This window comes from Bifidobacterium phasiani (genome assembly GCF_019331775.1).
Classification (GTDB): Bacteria; Actinomycetota; Actinomycetes; order Actinomycetales; family Bifidobacteriaceae; genus Bifidobacterium; species Bifidobacterium phasiani.
In genome coordinates this window covers 93869-117411 of sequence record NZ_JAHBBD010000004.1, presented here as the reverse complement: position 1 = coordinate 117411, position 23543 = coordinate 93869, and the positions used below count along the sequence as shown (strand labels likewise).

Below are 23543 nucleotides of genomic sequence, written 5' to 3'. Positions count from 1 at the left end.
GGTGCGTTCCCCGAGCGCGAAGCCGACCGCTTTGCTTTACTGAATCCCGATAGCCGGGTCGTCCGAGGACGTCGACCCGGAGGTCGGCACAACAGTCGGATTGACAGGGCTGCCAATCCGGATGAGCAAAGGAGACAACAATGGTCGGCATCAATATGGAGGATGTGATCGGCGTGCTGCAGACCTGCCAGCCGTATCTGATCGCGTTGGGCGTCCTGCTGGCGCTGTGCGTCGCGGTGGCGGTCGCGGCGCATTGGATCGGCAGGCCGTTGCGCGCGCTGGTGCGCGGCAACACCGTGGTGGCGGCTGTGGCGTCGGTCACGGCGATCGCCTCGATGGTCTGCCTGGGGCCGATGTCCACGCTGATCGGCCTGACGATGGGATCCGGTCAGGTCAGCGCCGAGACGACGCGGGAGGCCGGCGACCTCGTCGAGACCATCGCCGGCGAGGGGTTCGTCATGCTGAAGAACGACGACGGCCTGCTGCCGCTCACCGATGTCACGAACATCAACCTGTTCGGCTGGGCGTCCGAGAACCCCGCGTACGCCGGCGGCGGCTCCGGCGGCATCAACGAGCTGTACGACACGGTGTCGATCCGGCAGGGTCTGGAGAACGCCGGCTTCTCGGTGAACCAGGACCTCGCCGACTTCTATGCGGCGTACAGCGAACGTCCCGAGATGTCGATCAACAAGCAGAGCTGGTCGCTGCCCGAGCCGCCGGTCGACACGTATCCGCTGGATCTGATCGACGGCGCCCGGCAGTTCTCCGACGTCGCGGTGATCACGATCTCCCGCGCCGCCAGCGAAGGCCAGAACGACCTGCCGACCGACGTCAGCCAGGCCAACTTCGACGGCAACTCCGACGCGTACGAGGACTTCGAGGCGGGGGAGCACTACCTGCGGCTGTCTCGCACCGAGGAGGACCTCGTCGAGATGGTGTGCTCCAACTTCGATGACGTGATCGTGCTGATCAACAGCGCGAACCCGATGGAGCTCGGCTTCATCGACGACTACGACCAGATCAAGTCGGCCATCTGGTGCGCGGGACCCGGCCACGTGGGGTTCAACGCGCTCGGCGGCATCTTCTCCGGCGAGATCAACCCCTCCGGCCGCACCACCGACACGCTGGTCTACGACATGACGCAGGCCCCGTGGTGGAACAACGCGGTCAAGACCGACTACAGCAACATGGGCGACTACACGGTCGAGGGCATGAACGCCGGCGTGTCGCAGGAGTTCTCGCCCGCCTTCCTCGACTACGCCGAAGGCATCTACGTGGGCTACAAGTTCTACGAGACCGCCGCGGACGAGGGCCTGATCGACTACGAGACCACCGTGCAGTACCCGTTCGGCTACGGCCTGTCGTACACCACGTTCGAGCAGCGGATGAGCGACATCGCCGAGAACGGCGACGAGCTGAGCTTCTCTGTGACCGTGACCAACACCGGCGACACGGCAGGCAAGGACGTCGTCGAGGTCTACTACGACCCGCCGTACACCAACGGCGGCATCGAGAAGGCCAGCGCGAACCTGCTCGACGAGCAGAAGACCGACCTGCTCGCCCCCGGCGCGTCGCAGACCCTCGAGTTCACGGTCGCCAAGGACGACCTCGCCTCCTACGATTATCTGGACGCCAAGGCCTGGGTGCTCGAGGCCGGCGACTACACGATCTCGATCAACGCCGACGCGCACACCGAATTGGACAGCCGCACCTACACAGTGGCCGACGAGGTCGTTTACCGCGGCGACGCCACCCATAATGGCGACGAGACGGCCGCCACCAACGAGTTCGACGACGTCGCCGGCGACGTGACCTATCTGTCGCGGGCCGACCACTTCGCCAACTACGCCGAGGCCACCGCCAAGGCCGACGACGAGCTGCCAGACGAGCTGCGCGCCGAGTACCACATCAACGAGAACTTCGACTACTCGACGTACCTCGATCCCGACGCCGAGATGCCGACCACCGGCGCCGACAACGGCGTCCAGCTCGCCGACCTGCGCGGCGTCGACGTCGACGACCCGCAATGGGACGCCCTGCTCGACGAGATGAGCGTGCAGGACATGGTCGACCTGACCTCGCTCGCCGGCTACCAGACCGCGGCCGTCGACTCGATCGGCAAGGTCCAGGTCACCGATGCGGACGGCCCCGCCGCCATCAACAACAACTTCACCGGAGCCGGCTCGATCGGCTTCCCGGTCGCCACGGTGATCGCCCAGACGTGGAACCCGCAGCTTGTGCAGGAATACGGCGAGATGATGGGCCGCATGTGCCGCGAAATGAACATCGCCGGTTGGTACGCGCCCGGCGTGAACATCCACCGCAGCCCGTTCGGCGGGCGCAACTACGAGTTCTACTCGGAGGACGGCGTGCTGTCCGGCATCATGGCGACCGCGGCCATCGAAGGGTGCCAGAGCCAGGGCGTGTACGCGTTCATCAAGCATTTCGCGCTGTACGACGGCAACTCCAAGATGGTCTGCGTGTGGTCCAACGAGCAGGCGATCCGCGAGATCTACCTCCGGCCGTTCGAGATGGGCATCAAGGACGGCGGCGCGCAGGCGCTCATGGTGTCGTGGAACTACCTGGGCATCAAGTGGGCCGGCGAGAACAGCAGCCTGCTCAAAACCGTGCTGCGCGACGAGTGGGGCTTCGACGGCATGGCGATCTCGGACTATTTCCGCGACAACGGCCACGGCTTCATGAACGCCGACGCGGCGCTCGCCAACGGCGTGGACGCGATGCTGTCCACCTACGGGTCCGGTCCGAACGTGCCGAGGAACACCGAGGACGCGAGCACCGTGCAGTACATGCGCGAGGCGAGCCGCCACATCCTGTACACCGTGGTCAACAGCTGGGTGTATGAGGACGGCGACGTGACCGTGGGCATGGAGCCGTGGAAGATGGCCGTCATCGGCGTCGACGTGGCCGTCGGCCTGCTGCTGGTGGGCGCCGAGGTGCTGCTGGTCCGCCGCTATCTGCGGCGCCGCGCGGCCTGACCTCCCACCCGGTGCGGCCCGGGCGCCGGCCCCATCGCGGCGCCCGGGCCGCACCGCGCATCATCGGGGCGAAGCGCCCGCGCTCGTCATGCAGGCAGACCAGCCGGTTGACGACGCGGGCGCGTTCGTCGTCCACCGGCACGGTCACGCGGCCAGGGCGTATCCCTGCTCGACCGCGCGGTCGGAGCTGAACGCGGGCGGCGAGGAGGCCCCCGCCGGCGCATCCGGATCGTCCATCCGGTCCTGCGCCGCCAGTCGCGCGCCGGGCGCGCGGCGTCGGGCAACGGCATCCGCACCACGGCGATCTACCCGGGCGCGGTCCGCGCCGAGCTGCTGGGCACGGTGGCCCCGTCGGCGGCTAGGGCGGCGGCCGAGGCGTTCCGCCGCGAGGCGGGGCCGGATCCGCGGGCGAACGCCGACGCCGTGCTGTATGCCGCTCCCGGCCCGACGACATCGACGTCTCCGGTCTGGTGGTCGGGCCGCGGCTGGAGAGCTGAGCGGTCATGACCGCGCCGCACGGTATGCAAACGTTGTCATAATTTCTGCGACAATAGTGCGAAGATCGGCGTGTCGCGGTGAGAAATGGTGTTGCATGAAGCCCATGGAACACACCTATACCAGTGAAAAGGAACGCATGCTCGACGGCGTGCTCTACGTTGCAAACGATCCGCAACTGGCCGCCGACAACATGCGCAAGCGTCGTCTCGTCCACGAGATCAACACGGCCCCGTACGATGCGCTCGACCGTCGCATGGAGCTGTTCCATGAGCTGCTCGGCTCGTTGGGGGAGGGCTCGTTCATCGAGGCGCCGTTCAACTGCGACTACGGCTCGAACACGTTCATCGGCAGGAACTTCTACGCGAACATGGACTGCATCTTCCTCGACGTCGCGCCGATCACCATCGGCGACAACGTCTTCTTCGGCCCTCGCGTCGCCCTGTACACGCCGTACCATCCGATCGACGCCGAGGTGCGCGCGGCGCAGATGGAGGGCGCGCTGCCCATCACGATCGGCAACGACGTGTGGTTCGGCGGCAACGTCGTGGTCTGCCCGGGCGTGACGATCGGCGACGACGTCGTCATCGGCGCCGGCTCGGTCGTCGCCAAGGACATCCCGTCCCATTCGGTGGCGGTCGGCAACCCCTGCCGCGTCGTGCGCGAGATCGGGGACCGGGACCGCGAGTACTGGCAGGCCAAGGCCGCCGAGTACCGCGCCTGGAAGGCCGGGCAGACCGCCTGACCGACCCGGTCCGACAGATCAACTGCCCGACCGGCTGGGCTTGGCGGGCAGATGGCGACAGGGATGGCCCGGGCGGGCAGAGGCGCGACACGCCGACGTCTTCCGCAGGGTTTGAGGGATGGTTCGCGGGGAATGGCGATATTCCGCCATTCCCCGCGAACCATATGCGGATCCTTGCGCAGTCGGTCGGCGGGTCGCGTGTCGTACCGCCAATCGTTCGACCACAATGCCCGGTGCGGCTATCCAACGACCCGTCCGATGCGCTATCGTGCCCGGCATGTACGAAATCAGATACGAGCCGGGCGCCGGCCAGATCATGCGCCATGAGGCATGGCGCATCCAGCAGGAGCACGTCGAGCGGTGCCGGCGGGTGCGCGGCCTGCTCGGGTTCGACCCGATCTTCGTCCTGACGACGGCGCTGGGACTGATGGGCATCGGCCCGCCGGACGGCTGCCTGCTGCCCGCGGGCCTGCACCACATCGGCATGTTCGACCGTGGCAAAAGACGTGATTTCCCGCCGGGCGTCGCATGCCACACGTGGAACCAGCTGGCGCGCAGGGACGTCGTCGTCGAGGTCTGCGGGTTGCGCTGCACGACGCCGCAGGCGACGTTCGCGCATCTGCTGCGGTGGTGCGGGTTCGAGGCATGCATCATGCTCGCCGACCGCATGGCATGCCGGGACCGGCTGCTGCGCCGCGGTTCCGTCGAGCTGCTTGACGACTTCATCGCGACGGGCCGCCACGTGCAGGGCGGTCGGATGGGTCGGCGCGCGCTGTCCCTGGCTCGCGCCGGAACGGATTCGCCGGCCGAAACGCGTCTGCGTCTGCGGATGCTGGAGGGCGGGCTGCCCGAACCTGAGATCAATCACCGGGTGATGGTGCCCGGCCGGGGCGAGCGGTTCCTCGACATGGCCTATCCGGAGCCCCGCATCGGCATCGAGTTCCACGGCCGGCACCATCTGGACCAGAGGGTCAGGGACGCCGTGCGGTCGAACGAGCTCGCCGCCGGTCGCTGGACGGTGTTCCAGGCATGGGGGACGATGCTCGATGACCGGGATGCGCTGGACGGACTGCTGTCGTCCATCCGCCGGGCGTTGGATGATGCCGGCATGGGCGATCAGATCCGCGCCCCGCAGTCGCTCTGGGAGCTCGGCGACAGAAGAAGAAGCCTGCAGTTCATCGACCGGTCGACGCTGACGATCGGGCAATGAACCGGGCGGCCCCGGCCGTGGCGACGACGTCGCGTCGGGGCCGCCCATCGGCCCACCGATTGCCGGGCCGTCGGTTTGGCGGGGCGGACCGGATATCCCGGTTGCCGTGTCGGTCCGGTTGGCCTGATGGGCCGGGGCCAGATGAATGTTGGCAGGTAAAGGTGTGTGGTGGTCGGCTGATGGCCAGCCGGGCCAGGGCCACGTGGACGACACGCCGACGTCTTCCGCAGGGTTTGGGGGCTGGTCCGCGAAGAATGGCGTTTTCTTGCGATTCCCCGCGGACCATCCCCCAAACCCCGCGGCATGAATGGGGCGGATGCCGACCTGCCTGGGCGGTCCAGCCGGCCCGCCCGCTTGTCCAGGTCATCCTTCAGGCCGGATCATTCGGCCTGAAGGACCCGTCCGGCCAGATTGGTCAGTCCGATTGGCCCCCGCTTGGCCGGATTGATCGGACCGGTCGGACCAGCATGGTCGGATTAATCAGCCTGGTCAAATCCGCCCGGCCGGATTGGTCGGCCCGGTCGGATTGGTCAGCCCGGTTAGACTCAGCCAGATTGGTCGGCCCGGTCGGAACGCCCGTCGGCTCGACCGGGTCAGCCCCGGCGCCGGTCGATCGCCAGCGTCGCGCCGACGCAGCCGCACGCCACCAGCGAGAACGCCGCGCCGACCAGCCCGACGTACGGCAGGCCGGTCCCGGCGACCACGGCCCCGCCGACGGCCGTGCCGAACGCGATGCCCATGTTGAACGCCATGGGCTCCAGCGAGCTCGCCAGCACCATCGCCTTGGGGTGCCGTTCGCGGGCCACGCGCATGAACAGCGAGATGCAGGACACCGACACCACGTACATCGACAGGCCGATCAGCATGACCGGGGCCAGCGCGAGCGGCATCGCGCCGCCGACGAGGAACAGCGCGGCCAGCAACGCCGCCTGGATGGGGAAGACCACCAGCAGGCCCTTCATGCCGTACTTCAGGTCGACCCACCCGGAGATCAGGTTCGAGACGAAGCACATGACGCCGTACACCATCAGTGCGGCGCTCGCGCCGACCGCGTCCATGCCGAGCACGTCCTCGAGATACGGCGTCACGTAGCCGTAGAACACATACACCGAGCCGACGCCGAACAGGAAGACCAGGATGCCGGCGATGATCTGCGGTTCGGCGAGCAGCCCGACCTGCTCGCGCACGGTGGCCGGCTCGTCGGTCGTGCCGGTCCGGGGCATCGCCGGCAGCAGCGCCGCGCTGACCAGCAGCGCCAGCACGAGCGCGATGACCATCACCGCATGCCAGTCCATCGTCTCCGCGACGATCTTGCCCACCGAGGTCGCCACCACCATCGCCACCGAGAACGCGGCGTACACGACCGAGATCATCATCGACATGCGCCGCACGCCGACCAGGTCGGGGATGAACGTGACGCCGACCGCCAGCAGCGCGCCGGACACGGCGCCGAGCAGCACGCGCGCGGCGAGCAGGATCTCGAACGTCGGGGCGAGGGCCATCATAACGTTCGCGACGCAGAACGCCGCCAGATACACCGTCAGCAGCGTGTAGCGCCGGAAGCGCCCGGTCGTGACGGCGAGCACCGGCGTGAGCACCGCGTACGCCACCGAGAACAGGCTGATCAGCTCGCCGACGCGCGACAGCGGCACGTCGAACGCCTCGGCCAGCTCCGGCTCGATGCCGATGACGGCGAATTCCGAGAACCCCAACGAGAATCCCAACACGACGAGCAATGCGATGCACACCACGGTGCGTGCCGTGCGACGTCCGGCCATGGCTTCCTTCCTCGACTTCCCTCTCCAGGCGGCGCCGCGGTCCGCCGCGGCCTCGGCCATGGTACCGTGCCAGGTCGAACACGGCGCGGCGCCGTGTCCCGCGACCGACGCCGGCTACGGCCGGGCCGGCAGGTCGGCGCGCTCCACCAGCCTCGCCATCTGCACGCGGCCCATGCACAGCTTGTCCGCGGCGGACGACAGATGCGCCTTGGCGGTGCGTTCCGAGATGAACATCCGCTGGGCGATCTCCGCGTTGGTGTACCCCTCCGCCGCCAGGACCACGGCCTCGCGCTCGCGCTCGGGCAGCGCGTCGAGCATCGCGCGCGCCTCGTCGCGCCGCGACTGCGGGCGCTGGCGGCTGAGGTCGCCGATGAGCTGCCGCTGGCTCGCCGTGTTGAACTGCGGCGCGCCAGCGCACACACCGAGCACACGGCGGATGATCTCGTCCGGCGCGTCGGTTTTGGAGACGAACCCCTCGGCCCCGGCCTCCACCGCGCGCTCGACCGTGTTGCCCGGGCTCAGCGAGGTCAGGATCAGCACATGCGGCGCGGGCCGCTGCGCCCGCAGCCGGGCGGTCGCCTCGATGCCGTCGGTGCCGGGCATGGCGATGTCCATGAGCACGACGTCCGGGTGCTCGCGCTCGGCGAGCCGCACCGCCGCCTCGCCGTCCGTCGACGTGGACACGACCTCGATGCGGCCGTCGGAATAGTCGGTGAGGATCAGCCGCATCGCCTGGCAGATCATCGGGTCGTCGTCCACCACGCTCACCGTGACCGGCGTGGTCGCTTCGTTCATGTTCACCGTTCCATCCTAAGGCCGGGCCGTCCGGTCCGCGGCGCGCCCGTCGCCCTCGGCCGGCGGGCCCATGCCGGGAAAGTCAGCGCGCCACGCCCGGACGCGCCGGACCTCCGGGCTCGCCCGGCGCCGGCCTCCACGGCAGCCGCACGTCGACGTGGAACATGCCCCGGTCGTCCGGCCCGTACGCGCACTGCCCGCCGACCGACCGCGCCCGGGCGCCGATTCCGGCCAGCCCAGCGCCGGCATGCCGCCGCGCCGTGTCGCCCTGCGCCGCATCGGCGGCCGCCTCGGCCCGCGGTCCCCGAGCGCCCCGCGCGTCCGGCACCGGATTGCTGACGTGGATGTGGACGCCGTCGGCCGGGGCGGCGCCGACCTCCAGCGAGACCGGTGCTCCGGGGGCGTGCCGCCGCGCGTTGGTCAGCCCCTCCTGGATGGTGCGGTACGCGATCTTGCCGATGTGCTCGTCCAGCGCGCTGAGCTGCTGGATGTCGATCCAGGTGTTGAGCCGCATGCCGGCGAGCCGCGCGTCGGCCATCAGCGATTCGAGCGACTCGCGGGTCAGCGCGGTGTCGTCGCTGGGCGCGAGCTGGAGGTGCGCCTGCTCGGGGTGGCGCAGCATGTCGATGATGCTGTGCGCCTCGTCGAGCGCGCCGGCCGCCTGCCTGCGGATCCGCCGCGACTGCTCGACGATGGAGGAGGCCTGCCGGCGGACGTCGCCCGCGTCGGTCCCGTCGTTGGCCAGCTTCTCGGATTCCGCCTGCAGCGCGCTGGCGTTGAGCGCGATGAGCGAGAGCGAATGGGCGAGCGTGTCGTGCGCCTCGGCGGCGATGGCGTCGGCGAGCTGCTGGTTGTCGAGGTCGAGCCGCAGGTTCTGCGCCTGGCTCGCCGCGGCGTCGGCCTTCGCGTTCGCGGCCCGCAGCACGGCGCGCGAGCGGATGTGCAGGCCGACCAGCGCGGCGATGGCGGTTTCGATCAGCGCGGCGAGGATTGCGGTGACGACGACGGGCGTCCGGCCGGTGAGCATCTCGATGGGCACGCCCGTGTTGCCGCCGGTGTGCGGCCGCGCGAAGATCAGATGCCACAGCGAGGCGTCCGGCGGGTTCAGGGCGTCGCGCAGCTGCGCGTACAGGGCGACGGCCGCCGCGACGGCGACGGAGCGCACCGTGACGGTCCGCGAGGCCCGCCGCGCGAGCAGCGCGCTCATCGCCATCAGCGCGATCAGCGGGTCGAACGGGAAGACGACCACCAGCGCGCAGGCGGTCCAGAACGTCGCCTCGGGGTACTCGTCCCGCGCGACGAGCAGGAACCCCGACGCGATGCCGACGAACAGGCTGAGCATGACCCACAGGTACGGGAGGGTGCCCTCGGTGTACCGCAGCGAGGCGAACGAGGTCTGCGCCATGCACATGAAGCTGGCGAGCGGCACCATGGCCAGGGTGCACCACGCCCTGGTGCGCACCGGCACCTCGTCGTCGTGGGGCGGCCGCCTGGCGCCGCGCGGATCGGGATTGCTCATAGTCACCATTATGGGCTGCCCGCGGCGCCGCGCCATTGCCCCGAGGGCCATGCGCCCCCTGCCCTATGGGGCATCGGGGAATGTCCGTTCGTCCACTGTCGCGCGGCCTGCGGCGTGCGTACCGTGGAAGCCGAACAGCCATCCGACCTGGGACGCGACGCGCCGCAGGGCACAGAAAGAAGGAACCATGAGCAATCCCAACATGCAGCCGTCCCGGAACCGCCCGGCGGGCGTGACCGCCTGCGGCGTCATCGGGCTGGTGCTCGGCGTCATCGCGCTGATCCTGAGCTTCGTCCCGATCATCAACAACATCGCGTTCGTGCTGGGCGGCATCGGCCTGATCCTGGCCGTCGTCGGCCTGGTGGGCGCGTTCCGCGGCCGCAGGGGCGGCAAGGCGGTCGCCGTGGCCGCCGCCGTGCTGTCGGCGCTGTCCCTGGCGGTCACGCTGGCGATGCAGGCCGCGGCCGGCCAGGCGATCGACGAGGCGCTGGACGGCGCGACCTCGCAGCAGGCGGCGGCCGGCGACTCGGACGGCGACTCGGACGGTGCGGCCGCCGACGCCGCCGACGCGACCGGCGCGTCCGGGGCGCAGGACATGGAGGGCGACCTGACCGACGCCCACGTGCGCATCGTCTCGGCCGTGCGCGGCGGCGAGGACTACAACGGCCAGCCGACCGTGCTGGTGACCTACGAGTGGACGAACACCGGCGAGGCCAACACCTCGTTCATGGTGGTCGCCGACGCCGCCGCGTTCCAGAACGGCCGGGAGCTCGACGTCGCCGTCTACACGCAGACCCCCGAGGGCTATGACGCGAACTCGACGCTCGACGAGCTGCAGCCCGGCGCAACCGGTACCGCGACGATCGGCTACGTGCTGGCCGACGACTCCCCGGTGAGCGTCGAGGTGTCGGACCTGTTCGCGTTCGACGCCGACGCCCCGAGCGTCACCGGCAGCTTCGAGCTGTAGCCGTCGCGGGCGGCGGCGCGTCCGGACCGGTGGAGAGGCCCGGGCGCGCCGGCCCGGACGACGACCGGTTGCCCGGGATGCTCGCATGCTACGGTGTGGGCAACCGGTTGCACGCCGCGATTGGCCTGTCACCGGTGACGAAGGAGCATCACCGATGAGCATTGCGAATGATTGGGAGAACCCCGGTCTGACCAACAGGAACAGGCTCGCGCCGCACGCCTACTTCCTGGGCTATGAGAACGAGGGCCTGGCCGCGACCCGCAGCCGCGAGCTGTCGCGGGGCTTCGTGTCGCTGAGCGGCCCGTGGCGCTTCCGCCTGTTCCCCGGGCCCAAGGCGGTGCCCGACGCCGCGCTCGCCTCGCCGGAACCGGGCTGGGACGAGGTCGAGGTCCCGCACCTGTGGCAGGTCGACGGCTACGGGCGCCTCGCCTACACCGACGAGGGCCTCCCGTTCCCCGTGGACCAGCCGTTCGTCCCCTCCGACACCCCCACCGGCGTGTACCAGCGCGATGTCGTCCTGCATCCCGCGGCCGACGGCTCCCGCGAGATCCTGCGGTTCGACGGCGTCGAAAGCTACGCCGAGGTCTACGTCAACGGGCGGTTCGCCGGCATGACCAAGGGCTCGCGCCTGTCCGCCGAATTCGACGTCACCGACCTCGTGCGCGACGGCGCGAACCTGTTCGCCGTCAAGGTGCTGCAGTACTGCGACGGCACCTACATCGAGGATCAGGACATGTGGTGGGCCTCGGGCATATTCCGCGACGTCTACCTGATGCGCCGCCCGCCGGCCAGGCTCGAGGACTTCCGCGTGCGCACCCGCCGCGTCGGCGCGGACGCCGAGGTCACGCTCGACGCCGTCTCGACCGGCGCCGCCGGCCTGTCCTGGCGGATCGCCGAACCGGGCGGCGCGGTGGTCGCCCAGGCCGGGCTCGACGCCGACGGCCACGCCGCCGTGACCGTGGCCGGCGCGCGCTTCTGGAACCCCGAGGACCCGTACCTGTACGACATGACCATCACCGTGCGCGCCGGCGACGGCACGGTCGGCGAGGTGGTCCCGCACCGCCTCGGCCTGGCCGAGGTCACGATCGAGAACGGCCGCATCCTGCTCAACGGCACCTACTTCAAGATGCACGGCGTGAACCGGCACGACCACGACGAGCGCAAGGGCCGTGCGGTCGGCGTCGAGCGCATGCGCCGCGACCTTGAGCTGATGAAGCGGCACAACATCAACGCCGTGCGCACCTCGCACTACGCCAACGACCCGCGGTTCTACGAGCTGTGCGACGAATACGGCATCATGCTCGTGGCCGAGACCGACCTGGAGAGCCACGGGTTCGAGGTCACCGGCGACATCGCCGCCATCACCGACGACCCCGCGTGGCGGGACGCCTACGTCGACCGCATCGAACGGCTGGTGATGCAGGAGCGCAACCACGCCTCGGTCGTCATCTGGTCGCTGGGCAACGAGTCCGGCTACGGCTGCAACATCCGCTCGATGGCCGAGCGCTGCAGGCGGCTCGACCCCCGTCCCATCCACTACGAGGAGGACCGCGACGCCGAAAGCGTCGACGTGGTCTCCACCATGTACTCGCGCGTGTCGCAGATGAACGACTTCGGCGAGCACCCCGGTCCCAAGCCGCGCATCATCTGCGAGTACGGGCACGCGATGGGCAACGGCCCCGGCGGGCTGAGCGAGTACCAGCGGGTGTTCGACCGCTGGGACAGCATCCAGGGCCATTTCGTCTGGGAATGGTGCGACCACGGGCTGCGCGCGCGGACCGCCGACGGGCGCGTCTACCACATGTACGGCGGCGACAACGGCGACTACCCGAACAACGGCAACTTCTGCATCGACGGCCTCGTCTTCCCGTGGCAGGAGCCCGGCCCCGGGCTGACCGAATACAAGCAGGTCATCTGCCCGGTGGGGCTCGCCTACGACGCCGGGAGCGGCACGCTGACCGTGACGAACCGCCGCTGGTTCACCACGCTGGAGGACGTGCTGGTCACGCTGGTCACGCTGGTGGACGGCGAGCCCGTGGCCTCGACGACGCTCGCGCCGGGGCCGGTCGGGCTCCGCGCGAGCGTCGACCTGCACGTGGGCGTGCGCGCCGCCGCGGTCGGCGAGACCCTGCTGACCGCCCGCGTGCACACGACCCGCGCGACGGCGTGGTGCGACCCGATGCACGAGCTGGGCGTCTACCAGTTCCCGATCGCCCGCGTCGCACGCCCCGCGGTCGAGGCGGGGGAGCGGTCCGCGGTCGAGGTCGTGGAGGACGGCATGACGCTGGGCGTGACCACGGCGGACGGCCGCCTGAGGTTCGGCCTGGTCGACGGCGCCATCGAGTCGTGGACCCACTGCGGGCGCGACGTGCTCGCCTCCGACGTCGTCGTCGGGTTCTGGCGCCCGCTGATCGACAACTACCGGCAGGAGTACGACGCGCTGTGGAGGCCGCGGTTCATCGACGCCATGCAGACCTCGACGCGCGCGGTGTCCTGGCGCCGTGACGGCGATGCGGTGGTCGTCGAGGTCGACAGGCGCGTCGCCCCGCCGGTGCACGCCTTCGGTATGCGCGTGCGCATGACGTACACCGTGCTGCCGTCCGGCCGCGTCGACCTCGGGGTCGAAGGCGAGCCGTACGGCGACTACCACGACATCATCCCGCGCATCGGCGTCACCTTCGAGGTGCCCGGCGTCGACCGCGCCGTCGAATGGTACGGCCGCGGGCCGGGGGAGAACTATCCCGACTCGCAGGCCGCCTGCGTGGTCGGCCGCTACCGCGACGACGTCGACGCGATGTTCACGCCCTACGTCGTGCCGCAGGACTGCGCGAACCGCGGGGACGTGCGCTGGGTGGCGCTGCGCTCGCCGCACGGCGACGGCCTGCTCGTCACGAGGCCGGACCACGGGGAGTTCCGGCCGTTCTCGTTCTCCGCGTGGCCCTGCACCGCCGCGCGGATCGACGCGGCCCGGCACGTCACCGACCTGTCCGACCACGGCACCGTCACCGTGAACGTCAACGACAGGGTGCTGGGGCTGGGGTCGAACTCCTGGGGCTCGGAGGTCCTGGACTCCCATCGCGTGCGCTTCGAGCGCTTCGGGTTCGCCCTGTCCCTGCGCCCCCTGGCCACGGCCGACCTGGACCAGGCCCTCACCCCGATCAAGGAGGCATGACATGCATGTGTATCCGACCCGCGACCGGTTCGACGCGCGGCTGGGCGGCGTGCGCAAGTGGATGCGCGCCGGGCGGGCGATCGACCTCGCCCCGACCCTGGCGCGGGGCGTCGCCCATTCGATCGGCGACAGCCTGACCTACTGGTGGGACTCCACCGCGGCCCTGGCCTCGCCCGACCTGGTCGGCCACCGCCGCTATCTGACCGTCCTGGCCCCGATCGACGGCGACATGACGGTGATGGTCGCCCCGAAGCGCGGTCTGACCCGGACCGAGGCGTACAGCGACCTGACCGACCGCGAGCGGTTCGTCGGCCCGGCCGAGCCGGTCGCCGTGCCGCGCGGCGGCGTGTTCATCGCCGACATCGACGAGGCCGTCCGCGTCTCGCCGGACCCCGACGTCGCCGCGACGGTGCTCCACGTGACCGTCGAGGGGCACGGCTTCCCCGGCAAGTGACGCCGGCCGCGGCGCGCGTGCTGCCGCCGGCGACCGGCGCCCGTCCGGGCTTGCGGTCCGCCGCCCATATGTGAATGGGGCCGCGGCTTACGCCACGGCCCCGTCCGCTTCCCCGACGCGCGCCATGGGCGCCGCGCCGGATGCCGGGTCAGTCCCTGTTGCCCAGCAGCTCGAGGATGTACAGGAAGATGTTCACGAAATCGAGGTAGAGGTTCAGCGCGCAGACCACCGACACCTTCTTGACCATCTCCGGGCCCTGCGACTGGTACTGGGCGAAGATCGCGCGCGTCTGCTGCGCGTCGTGCACGGTCATCGCCGCGAAGAGCACCAGGCCGATCGCGGAGACGATCATCAGCGTCGTGTCGCCGGGGAACAGGAGCATGAGCACCAGCTCGGCGACGATCAGCACGACCAGGCCGATCAGCAGGATCGGGCCGGCCTTGAGCATGTTGATCTTCGTGGTCATGCCGAACATCGTCAGCGCGAGGAAGAACACCGCGCACAGCCCGAGCGCCACCGCGATGGAGCCGAGGTCGTAGACCATGAAGATCGAGCTGAGCGTGAAGCCCATCAGCGCCGCGTAGACGTAGAACATGACGCGGGCGGTGCCGGCCTTGATCTTCATGATCCGGGCGCCGAGGTAGACCGCGAGGCCGACCTGCACGATCGCGAACAGGATGAACCCGACCAGGCCGGTGGACTGGACGAACGCGACGTACGCGCCGCTCATCTGCGCGAGCACCGCGACGACGGCGGTGATCACCAGGCCGATGGTCATCTCGCCGTACGCCCTGGTCACCGAGACGCGCTGCGCCTCCTCGTAGGAGTAGGCGGCCTGCGCGTCGATGGCGGCGCCGCCGTTGGGGGCGTAGGCGTACTGCTGCCCGCCGTACTGGTACTGCGGCGCCTGCTGGTCGTATTGGTAGGGGGATTGCGGCTGCTGGTTGAAGCCGCTGCCGTTCCGCGGCTGCTGGCCGAATGTCATCATCGCTCCTTTGGATGTAGCCGATTTGGCACCATCATACGGGACGATGCTGAAGGAATTGTGACGATCGCCGACGGCGGAGGGGCTGCGACGGGGGCGCCCGGCCGCCGGGACGTCGGGACGTCGGTTCGGCGGGACGATGGGCCGGCAGGCCGACAGCGGGCGGAGGGCCCGCGGCCCGTCAGGTGCGCGGCGGCTCCTCGACCCGCGGCGCGCCGTTGATGTCGCGGTGGATGTTCTGCATCTGCACCTCGATGTTCTGCAGCGAGCGCGCGCAGTCGAGCAGCGTCTGGGAGTGCTCGGCGATCTTGGCGTCCGGCAGGTCGGTCTTGTAGCGCAGCGCGTGCTCCAGGCTGGCCCAGTAGTCCATCGCGATGGTGCGGAACTGCACCTCGACCGGAGTGTAGTGCGCGCCCGAGGACAGGAACACCGGCACCGCGTAGATCACGTGCAGGCTGCGGTACCCGTTCTGCTTGGGGGTGCGGATGTAGTCCTTGACGCGCAGCACCTGGATGTCCGACTGCGCCGACAGGTAGTTCGACACCGAATACACGTCGTCGCGGTAGTTGCAGATCACGCGCACGCCGGCGACGTCGAACAGGTTGTCCTTGATCGAGGCGACGGTCTGCGGCAGTCCCTTGCGCTCCAGCTTGCCCAGGATCGAGGTGATCGACTTGAGCCGCCGCTCGATGTGGTGGACGGGGTTGTGCGCGAAGCGCACCTGGAACTCCTCGTCGAGCACCTCGAGCTTGGTGCTGATCTCGTACATCGCGCCCTCGTAGACCTGCATGAGGTTGACGAACGCGGTGATCTCGTTCGTGGGGAACCGGCCCTCGCCAATGTTGGCGGCCTTGAGCCTGGCTTCGAGTTCGGCGGAATTCAGTCGGCTGTGGCGGTCAAGTATCACGTTCCATATCATAGCCCCGAATGCGCGCCGCGTCGTCCGTCCGCGGCCGCGCGGGGCCCGCCGGCGGGGGCGCAATCCGTGCTCTCCGTTAGCATGGGGACTCATGGACGAAGCGATGATGACCGAGGCGGAGCGCGCCTCGAAGACGGCCGATCCCGCCGACCCGCGCGTGTCGGGAGGCGGGCGCGGCAAGGGCGTGTACCAGATCAACACGCTCGGCTGCCAGATGAACGTGCACGATTCCGAGCGCATCGCCGGCGTGCTCGAGGCCGACGGCTACGTTCCGGCGACCCCGCAGCAGATCGCGGACAAGGACGTGGACCTGATCGTGCTCAACACCTGCGCGGTGCGCGAGAACGCCGCCGAGCGCATGTACGGCACGGTCGGCCTGTGGGCGCAGATGACGCGGAGCAACCCGAACCTGCAGATCGCCGTCGGCGGCTGCATGGCGCAGCTCGACCGCGAGCGCATCGCCGAGCGCGCCCCCTGGGTCGCCGCCGTGTTCGGCACCAAGAACATCGGCTCCCTGCCGCGCCTGCTCGACCGCAACCGCGCGACCGGCCGCCCGCAGGTCGAGGTCGCCGACCGGCTCGACTACTTCCCGAGCCAGCTGCCGGCGGTGCGCGCCTCGAAGGTCTCGAGCTGGGTGTCGATCTCGGTGGGCTGCAACAACACCTGCACGTTCTGCATCGTGCCGACCACCCGCGGCCGCGAGCAGGACCGCCGCCCCGGCGACATCCTGGACGAGATCCGGCGCTGCGTGGACGCCGGCGCCAAGGAGGTCACGCTGCTGGGGCAGAACGTGAACTCCTTCGGCTACGGCATCGGCGACCGCTACGCCTTCTCCAAGCTGCTGCGCGCCTGCGGCACGATCGACGGGCTGGAGCGCGTGCGCTTCACCTCGCCGCACCCGGCGGCCTTCACCGACGACGTGATCGCCGCGATGGCCGAGACCCCGAACGTCATGCACCAGCTGCACATGCCGCTGCAGTCCGGCTCCGACCGCATCCTGCGCGCGATGCGCCGCTCGTACCGCTCGCGCCGGTTCATGGACATCCTCGGCAAGGTGCGCGCGGCGATGCCGGACGCGCAGATCTCCACCGACATCATCGTCGGCTTCCCCGGCGAGACCGAGGAGGACTTCCAGGACACGATGCGCGTCGTCGAGCAGGCCCGCTTCTCGTCCGCCTTCACCTTCGAGTACTCGCCGCGACCGGGCACGCCGGCCGCCGCGATGGAGCAGATCCCCAAGGACGTCGTGCAGGAGCGGTTCGAGCGGCTGGTGGCGCTGCAGGAGCGGATCACCGAGGAGGAGATGGCCCGGTTCGAGGGCCGCGACGTCGAGGTGATGATCACCGGCACCCAGGGCAAGAAGGACGCCGCCACGCACCGCGTCACCGGGCGCGAGCGCACCGGCGTGCTCGTGCACGTCGGCGTGCCGGAGGGCGAGCCGATGCCGCAGGTCGGCGATTTCGTCACCGCCACGGTGACGCACGCCGCCCGCCACAACCTCATCGCCGATCCCGATCCCAGGGCGGGGCAGACCTACCATGTGCGCCACTGAGCCCGGGGAGCCGTGGCCCGTCGCGGGCCCGGCGGGGGAGGGCGCCGCGGCCGCCGCGCCTGCCGCCGGCAACGTCGGTTCCGCCGTCCCCGCCGCGGCCCGTCGCGGGCCCCGCGTCGTCTCGATCGTCGGGCCCACGGCCTCCGGCAAGACCGGCCTGGGCATCGCGATCGCCCGCGCGCTCGCCGACCGAGGCGAGCGCGCCGAGATCGTCAACGCCGACGCCTACCAGATGTACCGCGGCATGGATATCGGCACGGCCAAGCCGACCGCCGAGGAGCTGGCCGCGGTGCCGCACCATCTCATCGACGTCATCGAGCCCGACGACGCGATGAGCGTCGCCCGGTTCCAAGCGCTGGCGCGCGAGTGCATCGCCGACCTGCGCGCCCGCGGCGTCCGGCCGATCCTGGTCGGCGGCTCGGGGCTGTACGCGCGCGCCGCGATCGACGACATCACGTTCCCGGGCACCGATCCGCAGGTGCGCGCCGCGCTGGAGCGCCGCGCCGAAACCGAGGGCCCCGGCGTGCTGTTCGACGAGCTCAGGGCCAAGGACCCGGCGGCCGCCGCCCGGATGGACGCGCGCAACCCCCGGCGCACGATCCGCGCGCTGGAGGTCATCGAGCTGACCGGCCGGCCGTACTCGGCCAGCCTGCCGCGCTACCGGTACGTGATCCCGAGCGTGCAGATCGGCCTCGATCTGCCGCGCGAGGAGCTGGACCGGCGCATCGACCTGCGCACCCGGGCCATGCGCGACGACGGCTTCGTCGACGAGGTGCGCCGGCTGCGGCCGCGCCTGGGGGCGACCGCGTCGCGCGCGCTCGGCTACCAGCAGGTCATCGATTATCTGGACGGCCTGTGGAGCGAGGACGAGGCGTTCGCCGACATTGCGCGGAAGACCCGGCGCCTCGCGCGCAAGCAGATGGGTTGGTTCGGCCGCGACCCGCGCATCCACTGGCTGCGCGCGCAGAACCCGGACCTGCTGGACAACGCGATGGCCGTCATCGAGCATGCCGACGCCGGCGACTACGACGCCATCGACGCGCGGGCCGACGCCTACACCCAGCACCACCTGGGCGACATCGCCGCCTGATCGGTACGGCCGGAGGGCGGCGACGCCGCGTCGCTCCGCCGGCCGTGGACGCGGCCCGTGCGCCGGGGTGGCACGGACCTGCCATGTTACCGGCACGTTGCATCGTCGAAACGGCCCGTAACCTCGTCGGGGTACCGTACGGGAAGCCGCGCCGGTGTGCGGCGGGAGGTGCGGGATATCCATGCTGTCGGGAAGGGATTGGGCGTTTTTCGCGGTGCTGCTGGTCGCCAACGTCATCCAGGCCATCACGGGATTCGCCGGCACCGTGCTGGCCATGCCGTTCTTGATGCTGCTCATCGGTGCCGACGAGGCCCGGGCCGTGCTCGCCGTGATGGCGCTGATCAGCTGCGCCGTGATCGCGGTGCGCGGGCGGCGTTTCATCGACCGAGGCGAGTTGTCGCGCATCGTGGCGTTCATGGCGGTGGGCATGGCGATCGGCATGGTGGTGTACTCGCTGATGCCGTTGGATGTGCTGCGTCGCGTCTACGGCGCCTTCATCGTGGTCGTCGCGCTCCATCACCTGCTGGTCGGACGGCGGCGCGCCCTGTCGCGCCCGGCGCTCGCCGGCGTGCTGCTGGCCGCCGGAGTCATCCACGGCATGTTCGTGTCGGGCGGCGCGCTGCTGGTGGTGTATGCCGCCCAGGTCCTGCCGGACAAGGACCGGTTCCGCTCCACGATGGCCGCGGTATGGGTGCCGTTGAACATCGTCATGCTGGCGCAGCTGGGGGCGTCCGGCGGCATCGACGAACACGCGGTGGCGCTCAGCGTCATCGGGCTGGTGCCGTTGTGCGCCGCGGTCGCGATCGGCGGATGGCTGGGCAGACGGCTCGACCAGCGTGCGTTCATGACGCTGACCTATGTGCTGCTGGCGGTTTCCGGAGCCTCGATCATGCTGTAGCGGTCGGTCGGGGACTCTCGGACACATCGGAGGCGAGGAACGGAGGGACGATGGCGGTTCGGCTGCGCGATTTGGTGGAGCACGCCCGCGGCATGGAGCTGGAGCTGGTCGCCGGCGCGGGCGGATTGGACCGACCGGTGCGGTGGGTCCATATGGTGGAGAACGTCGAGATCGTCGGGTTCCTGGAAGGGCAGGAGGTCGCGTTCGTCACCGGCGTCGGGCTGGACGGCCGGACCGACCTGCTGTCGCTGGTGCGCAGCGTGGCCGAGGCCGATGCCAGCGGCGTGGTGGTCAACGTCGGGCCGTTCATCCGGAGCATCGACCCGGCCGTGGTCCGGCTGTGCAACGACCTCGACCTGCCGCTGTTCCGGGTGCCGTGGAATGTTCACATGGCGCAGATCATGCACCGCTTCTGCCTGGACATCACGATGTCGGAGCGCAACGGCATCGGCCTGGCGTCGGCGTTGCGCAACGCGATCAGGCAGCCCGAGCGGGAGGACCTGTATCTGGATTTCCTGGAGGACAATGGTTTCTCGCGCGACTGGAACTACACGGTCGCGGTGGCCCAGGCCGTGACCGGGGACGGGGTCGACGTCGACGGCCGCGGCCTCGGACGGATCGGGCAGGCCGTCGACAATCTGCTCATCTTCAAGGGCTGGCATGCCGTCGCGCTGTCGATGGACAACAGCCTGGTCATCGTGTTTGCGCAGTACGGCGCGGACGACGTGGAGGCGATGACGGAACGATGCCTCGAGTCGTGCCGGCCGATGCTCGGGGAGGACTGGCGTCTGTACGTCGGCATAGGCAAGCGCACCCGCAGCGCACGGTGCATCGGCAAAAGCCACGCGCAGGCGCGCAAGCTGGCGCGGCTGCAGCGCAAGCGCGGCTCGTCGGACGGTCCGCTGGCGTATTCGCGCATGGGCGTCACCAAGCTGCTGTTGTCGATCGGGGACCGGGATGTGCTGGAGGACTACATCGAGCACACCGTCGGACCGCTGATTGAATACGACCGTCTGAACGGCACCGACCTGGCTGCGGTGCTGCGGTGCTATCTCGCCCACAGCGGCAGCGTGCGGGACGCCGCCGCGGACCTGTTCGTGCACCGTAACACGGTGACCTACAAGCTGCGCAAGATCGAATCGGTGCTGGGGGAGGACCTGTCGGACTTCCGGGTGCGCGAGCGGCTCAACGTCGGTCTGTGCGCCGCCGAGATCCTCGATTGCTGACCCGGCGGCGCCCGCGATCCTGCACGCGAGTCGTTGCCGACGGGTAGCGATTGCGTGTCGGCGATGTTATCGCGATGTTGCCGGGGTGTTTCCGCGCCGCGCCTTGTGCTCGGGCACAAAAGCTTCTGTTTGCCGTCTCGCGCACCGCCCGGGAAACCGTCCATACGCTGGGAATCAACGCCGCGACGACGGCGACGAACTCCCCGAGAAAGGACGATGGAATGGCCGAGACGATGACCGGCGCGCAGGTGGCCGGGCTGCAGCGTGACTATGTGATGCAATCGTGGAGCAGGCAGGGGACCCCGGCACTGCCGATCGCGCGGGCCGAGGGCATCTATTTCTGGGATTATGACGGCAGGAAGTACGCCGATATGTCGTCGCTGCTGGTGTGTTCGAATCTCGGCCACCAATTGCCCGAAATCGTCGAGGCCATCAAGGAGCAGGCCGACAGGATGTGCTTCATGGCTCCGGCCTACGCGTCCGAGCCCAAGTCCCGTCTGGCGAAGATGCTGGTCGACATCGCCGGCGCCGACTTCTACCAGCGCGTGTTCTTCACCAACGGGGGCGCGGACGCCAACGAGAACGCCATCAAGATGGCCCGCATGGTCACGGGGCGGCAGAAGATCTTCAGCTGCTACCGCAGCTATCACGGTTCGACCAACGGCGCGTCGAACGCCTCCGGCGACTGGCGGCGGTTCGCCGCCGAACTGGGCGGCATGGCTCCCGGATACGTGCATTTCATGAATCCGAACATGTATGAGGACGGCTACACCCGCGGCGTCGACGACGAGGCCGTGACCCGCGACTACCTGCATCGTTTGGAGGAGCAGCTGCAGTACGAGGGGCCGGACAACGTGGCGGCGATCCTCATGGAGTCGATCGTCGGCGCGAACGGCGTGATCCTGCCGCCGAAGGGCTATATGGAGGGCGTGCGCGCCCTGTGCGACAAGTACGGCATCCTCATGATCTGCGACGAGGTGATGACCGGCTTCGCCCGCACCGGCAAGATGTTCGCCTGGCAGAACTTCGACATCAGGCCCGATCTCATCACCTTCGCCAAGGGCGTGACCTGCGGGTACGTGCCGTTGGGCGGCGTCATCGTCTCCAAGGCCGTGTCCGACTACTTCACCGATCACGTGCTGCAGTGCGGACTGACCTATTCGGGCCACACGCTGGCCTGCGCGGCGGGCTGCGCCTCGGTACGGTACTATCTCGACCACGACATCTGCGCGCACGTCAAGCGGATGGAGGGCATCCTCAAGCCGTTCCTCGAGCGTATGGTCGAACGTCACAAGTGCGTGGGGGAGGCACGCTGCATCGGCCTGTTCGCCGCGCTGACCATCGTCAGGAACAAGGAGACCCGCGAGCTTATGGCGCCGTACCATGCGCCGGACAGCGTCATGCCCCGGATCATGGCCAGGCTCAAGGAGAAGGGCTTCTCCACGTTCGGACGTGAGACGAACATCAACATCTGCCCGCCGCTGATCATCACCGAGGAGGAGCTGAACGAATACCTGCCGATTCTTGACGAGGTGCTCGGCTGGGTCGACGAGACGTTCTGCGACTGAACGGCACGGGACAGGGAGCAGCCATGCAATGGAACTATGAACAGCCCGTCGCCATCCGTTTCGGCGAGGGGCGCGTGTCCGAGATCGGCGAGATCGCCGGATCGCTGGGGGTGGGCGACGGCGTCGTCGTCGCCGACCGCTTCTTCGACGAGGGCGGCGTCACCGACGCGATGATCGCCGGCAGCGACGGCGCTTTGGTCGCCTCATTCAGCGACTTCTCACCCAACCCCGACGTCACCGAGGTCGACGCATGCGCGGCCCTGCTGCGCCGGGTCCATGCCGGCTTCGTGGTGGCGCTCGGAGGCGGCAGCGCGATGGACGTGGCCAAGGCCGCCGCCAGCATCTGCCTGACCGACGAGCCGATTGCCGCCTACCACGGCACCGGCAGGACCATGCCGACCAAGCACTTGCCCATCATCGCCGTGCCCACCACGGCCGGCACCGGCAGCGAGGTGACCTGCGTGGCGGTGCTGAGCGACCGCGCCCAGGGCAAGAAAGCCCCGATCGTCTCGGACGGCTTCTTCCCGACCTGCGCCATCGTCGATCCCGAGATGACATACTCGGTGCCGCCGCACACCACCGCATCAACCGGCATGGACGTGCTGAGCCAGGCGATCGAAGGCTATTGGAGCAAAGGACACCAGCCGATCTGCGACGCCTGCGCGGTGCATGCCGCGCGGCTGGTGTTCGAGTACCTGCCGCGCGCGGTGGCCGACGGCCGCAACGACCACGAGGCGCGCAGCAAGATGTGCGAGGCGTCCGTGATCGCCGGACTCGCCTTCACGCTGCCCAAGACGACCTCGTCGCACGCCTGCTCGTTTCCTCTGACCAACCTCCTGGGCATCCCCCACGGCGAGGCGTGCGGCCTGACGCTCGATTGGTTCACGCGCATCAACGCGGACGCCCAGGGCGGGCGCGTGCAGCGGTTCGCCTCGCTGCTCGGCTTCGCGGACGCCGATGCGATGGCCGACGCCATCGCCGAACTCAAACGCACGATCGGCCTGCGCACCGGTCTGAGGGACCTCGCGCTGAACGATCGGCAGATCGCCGATCTGGTGCGCATCAGCCGCCACCCGAACCTGTACAACAATCCGGTCGACATCACCGACGAGATGCTCGAGACGATGTATCGGCACCTCGCACGGGCCGACTAGCCGTCGTCCCCCGGATTTCC

17 protein-coding genes are annotated in these 23543 nt (G+C 69.4%); 12 read left to right on the top strand and 5 right to left on the bottom strand.

Annotated elements, in window-relative coordinates:
- The first annotated feature begins 140 nt into the window (after window positions 1–140).
- From KIH73_RS02995 to KIH73_RS02985, 3 genes are all read left to right on the top strand, one after another.
- A complete protein-coding gene (locus tag KIH73_RS02995) occupies window positions 141–2996 on the top strand; it encodes a glycoside hydrolase family 3 protein (RefSeq protein ID WP_219080390.1) in 2856 nt (951 codons plus the stop codon).
- A gap of 601 nt (window positions 2997–3597) precedes the next feature.
- Complete coding sequence (locus tag KIH73_RS02990; RefSeq protein ID WP_236022544.1) at window positions 3598–4236, top strand: sugar O-acetyltransferase; 639 nt, start codon at window positions 3598–3600, stop codon at window positions 4234–4236.
- A gap of 277 nt (window positions 4237–4513) precedes the next feature.
- Window positions 4514–5446, top strand: a complete 933-nt coding sequence (locus KIH73_RS02985; protein WP_219080386.1) for a DUF559 domain-containing protein — start codon at window positions 4514–4516, stop codon at window positions 5444–5446.
- Between the two features lie 593 nt (window positions 5447–6039).
- On the opposite strand, the gene KIH73_RS02980 is transcribed toward KIH73_RS02985, so the two are convergent.
- From KIH73_RS02980 to KIH73_RS02970, 3 genes are all read right to left on the bottom strand, one after another.
- A complete protein-coding gene (locus tag KIH73_RS02980) occupies window positions 6040–7224 on the bottom strand; it encodes an MFS transporter (RefSeq protein ID WP_219080384.1) in 1185 nt (394 codons plus the stop codon).
- A gap of 114 nt (window positions 7225–7338) precedes the next feature.
- Window positions 7339–8019, bottom strand: a complete 681-nt coding sequence (locus KIH73_RS02975; RefSeq protein WP_219080382.1) for a response regulator transcription factor — start codon at window positions 8017–8019, stop codon at window positions 7339–7341.
- An 82-nt stretch (window positions 8020–8101) separates the two neighbouring features.
- Window positions 8102–9451, bottom strand: coding sequence for a sensor histidine kinase (locus KIH73_RS02970; protein ID WP_219080430.1), 1350 nt, complete (start codon window positions 9449–9451; stop codon window positions 8102–8104).
- A gap of 274 nt (window positions 9452–9725) precedes the next feature.
- Here KIH73_RS02970 and KIH73_RS02965 point away from each other — a divergent pair, with 274 nt between their 5' ends.
- The 3 genes from KIH73_RS02965 to KIH73_RS02955 all read left to right on the top strand — a co-directional run bounded on the left by KIH73_RS02965 (window position 9726) and on the right by KIH73_RS02955 (window position 14131).
- Window positions 9726–10505, top strand: a complete 780-nt coding sequence (locus KIH73_RS02965; protein ID WP_219080380.1) for a DUF5067 domain-containing protein — start codon at window positions 9726–9728, stop codon at window positions 10503–10505.
- 154 nt (window positions 10506–10659) lie between these two features.
- The gene (locus KIH73_RS02960; RefSeq protein ID WP_219080378.1) at window positions 10660–13677 is read left to right on the top strand and encodes a glycoside hydrolase family 2 TIM barrel-domain containing protein; all 3018 of its coding nucleotides are present in this window, start codon (window positions 10660–10662) and stop codon (window positions 13675–13677) included.
- Between the two features lies 1 nt (window position 13678).
- A complete protein-coding gene (locus KIH73_RS02955) occupies window positions 13679–14131 on the top strand; it encodes a NanQ anomerase/TabA/YiaL family protein (RefSeq protein WP_219080376.1) in 453 nt (150 codons plus the stop codon).
- A 148-nt stretch (window positions 14132–14279) separates the two neighbouring features.
- Here the strand turns inward: KIH73_RS02955 and KIH73_RS02950 are convergent, their stop codons facing one another.
- Window positions 14280–15116, bottom strand: a complete 837-nt coding sequence (locus KIH73_RS02950; protein ID WP_219080428.1) for a Bax inhibitor-1/YccA family protein — start codon at window positions 15114–15116, stop codon at window positions 14280–14282.
- Between the two features lie 181 nt (window positions 15117–15297).
- A complete protein-coding gene (locus KIH73_RS02945) occupies window positions 15298–16035 on the bottom strand; it encodes a GTP pyrophosphokinase (protein ID WP_219080374.1) in 738 nt (245 codons plus the stop codon).
- Window positions 16036–16126: 91 nt separating this feature from the next.
- On the opposite strand from KIH73_RS02945, the gene miaB reads away from it, so the two are divergent.
- From miaB to KIH73_RS02915, 6 genes are all read left to right on the top strand, one after another.
- Window positions 16127–17587 carry a tRNA (N6-isopentenyl adenosine(37)-C2)-methylthiotransferase MiaB gene (gene miaB, locus KIH73_RS02940; protein WP_219080372.1) on the top strand — a complete coding sequence of 487 codons (1461 nt, stop codon included), beginning with the start codon at window positions 16127–16129 and terminating at the stop codon, window positions 17585–17587.
- Window positions 17574–18677, top strand: a complete 1104-nt coding sequence (gene miaA, locus KIH73_RS02935) for a tRNA (adenosine(37)-N6)-dimethylallyltransferase MiaA (protein ID WP_219080370.1) — start codon at window positions 17574–17576, stop codon at window positions 18675–18677. The genes miaB and miaA overlap by 14 nt, the downstream gene beginning before the upstream one ends.
- 181 nt (window positions 18678–18858) lie before the next feature.
- Window positions 18859–19575, top strand: coding sequence for a sulfite exporter TauE/SafE family protein (locus tag KIH73_RS02930; RefSeq protein ID WP_219080368.1), 717 nt, complete (start codon window positions 18859–18861; stop codon window positions 19573–19575).
- A gap of 50 nt (window positions 19576–19625) precedes the next feature.
- Complete coding sequence (locus KIH73_RS02925) at window positions 19626–20801, top strand: PucR family transcriptional regulator (protein ID WP_219080366.1); 1176 nt, start codon at window positions 19626–19628, stop codon at window positions 20799–20801.
- A 221-nt stretch (window positions 20802–21022) separates the two neighbouring features.
- Entirely contained in the window at window positions 21023–22369 is a 1347-nt protein-coding gene (locus KIH73_RS02920) for an aminotransferase class III-fold pyridoxal phosphate-dependent enzyme (RefSeq protein ID WP_219080364.1), read from the top strand.
- 23 nt (window positions 22370–22392) lie between these two features.
- The gene (locus KIH73_RS02915; protein WP_219080362.1) at window positions 22393–23523 is read left to right on the top strand and encodes an iron-containing alcohol dehydrogenase family protein; all 1131 of its coding nucleotides are present in this window, start codon (window positions 22393–22395) and stop codon (window positions 23521–23523) included.
- Window positions 23524–23543 lie beyond the last annotated feature (20 nt).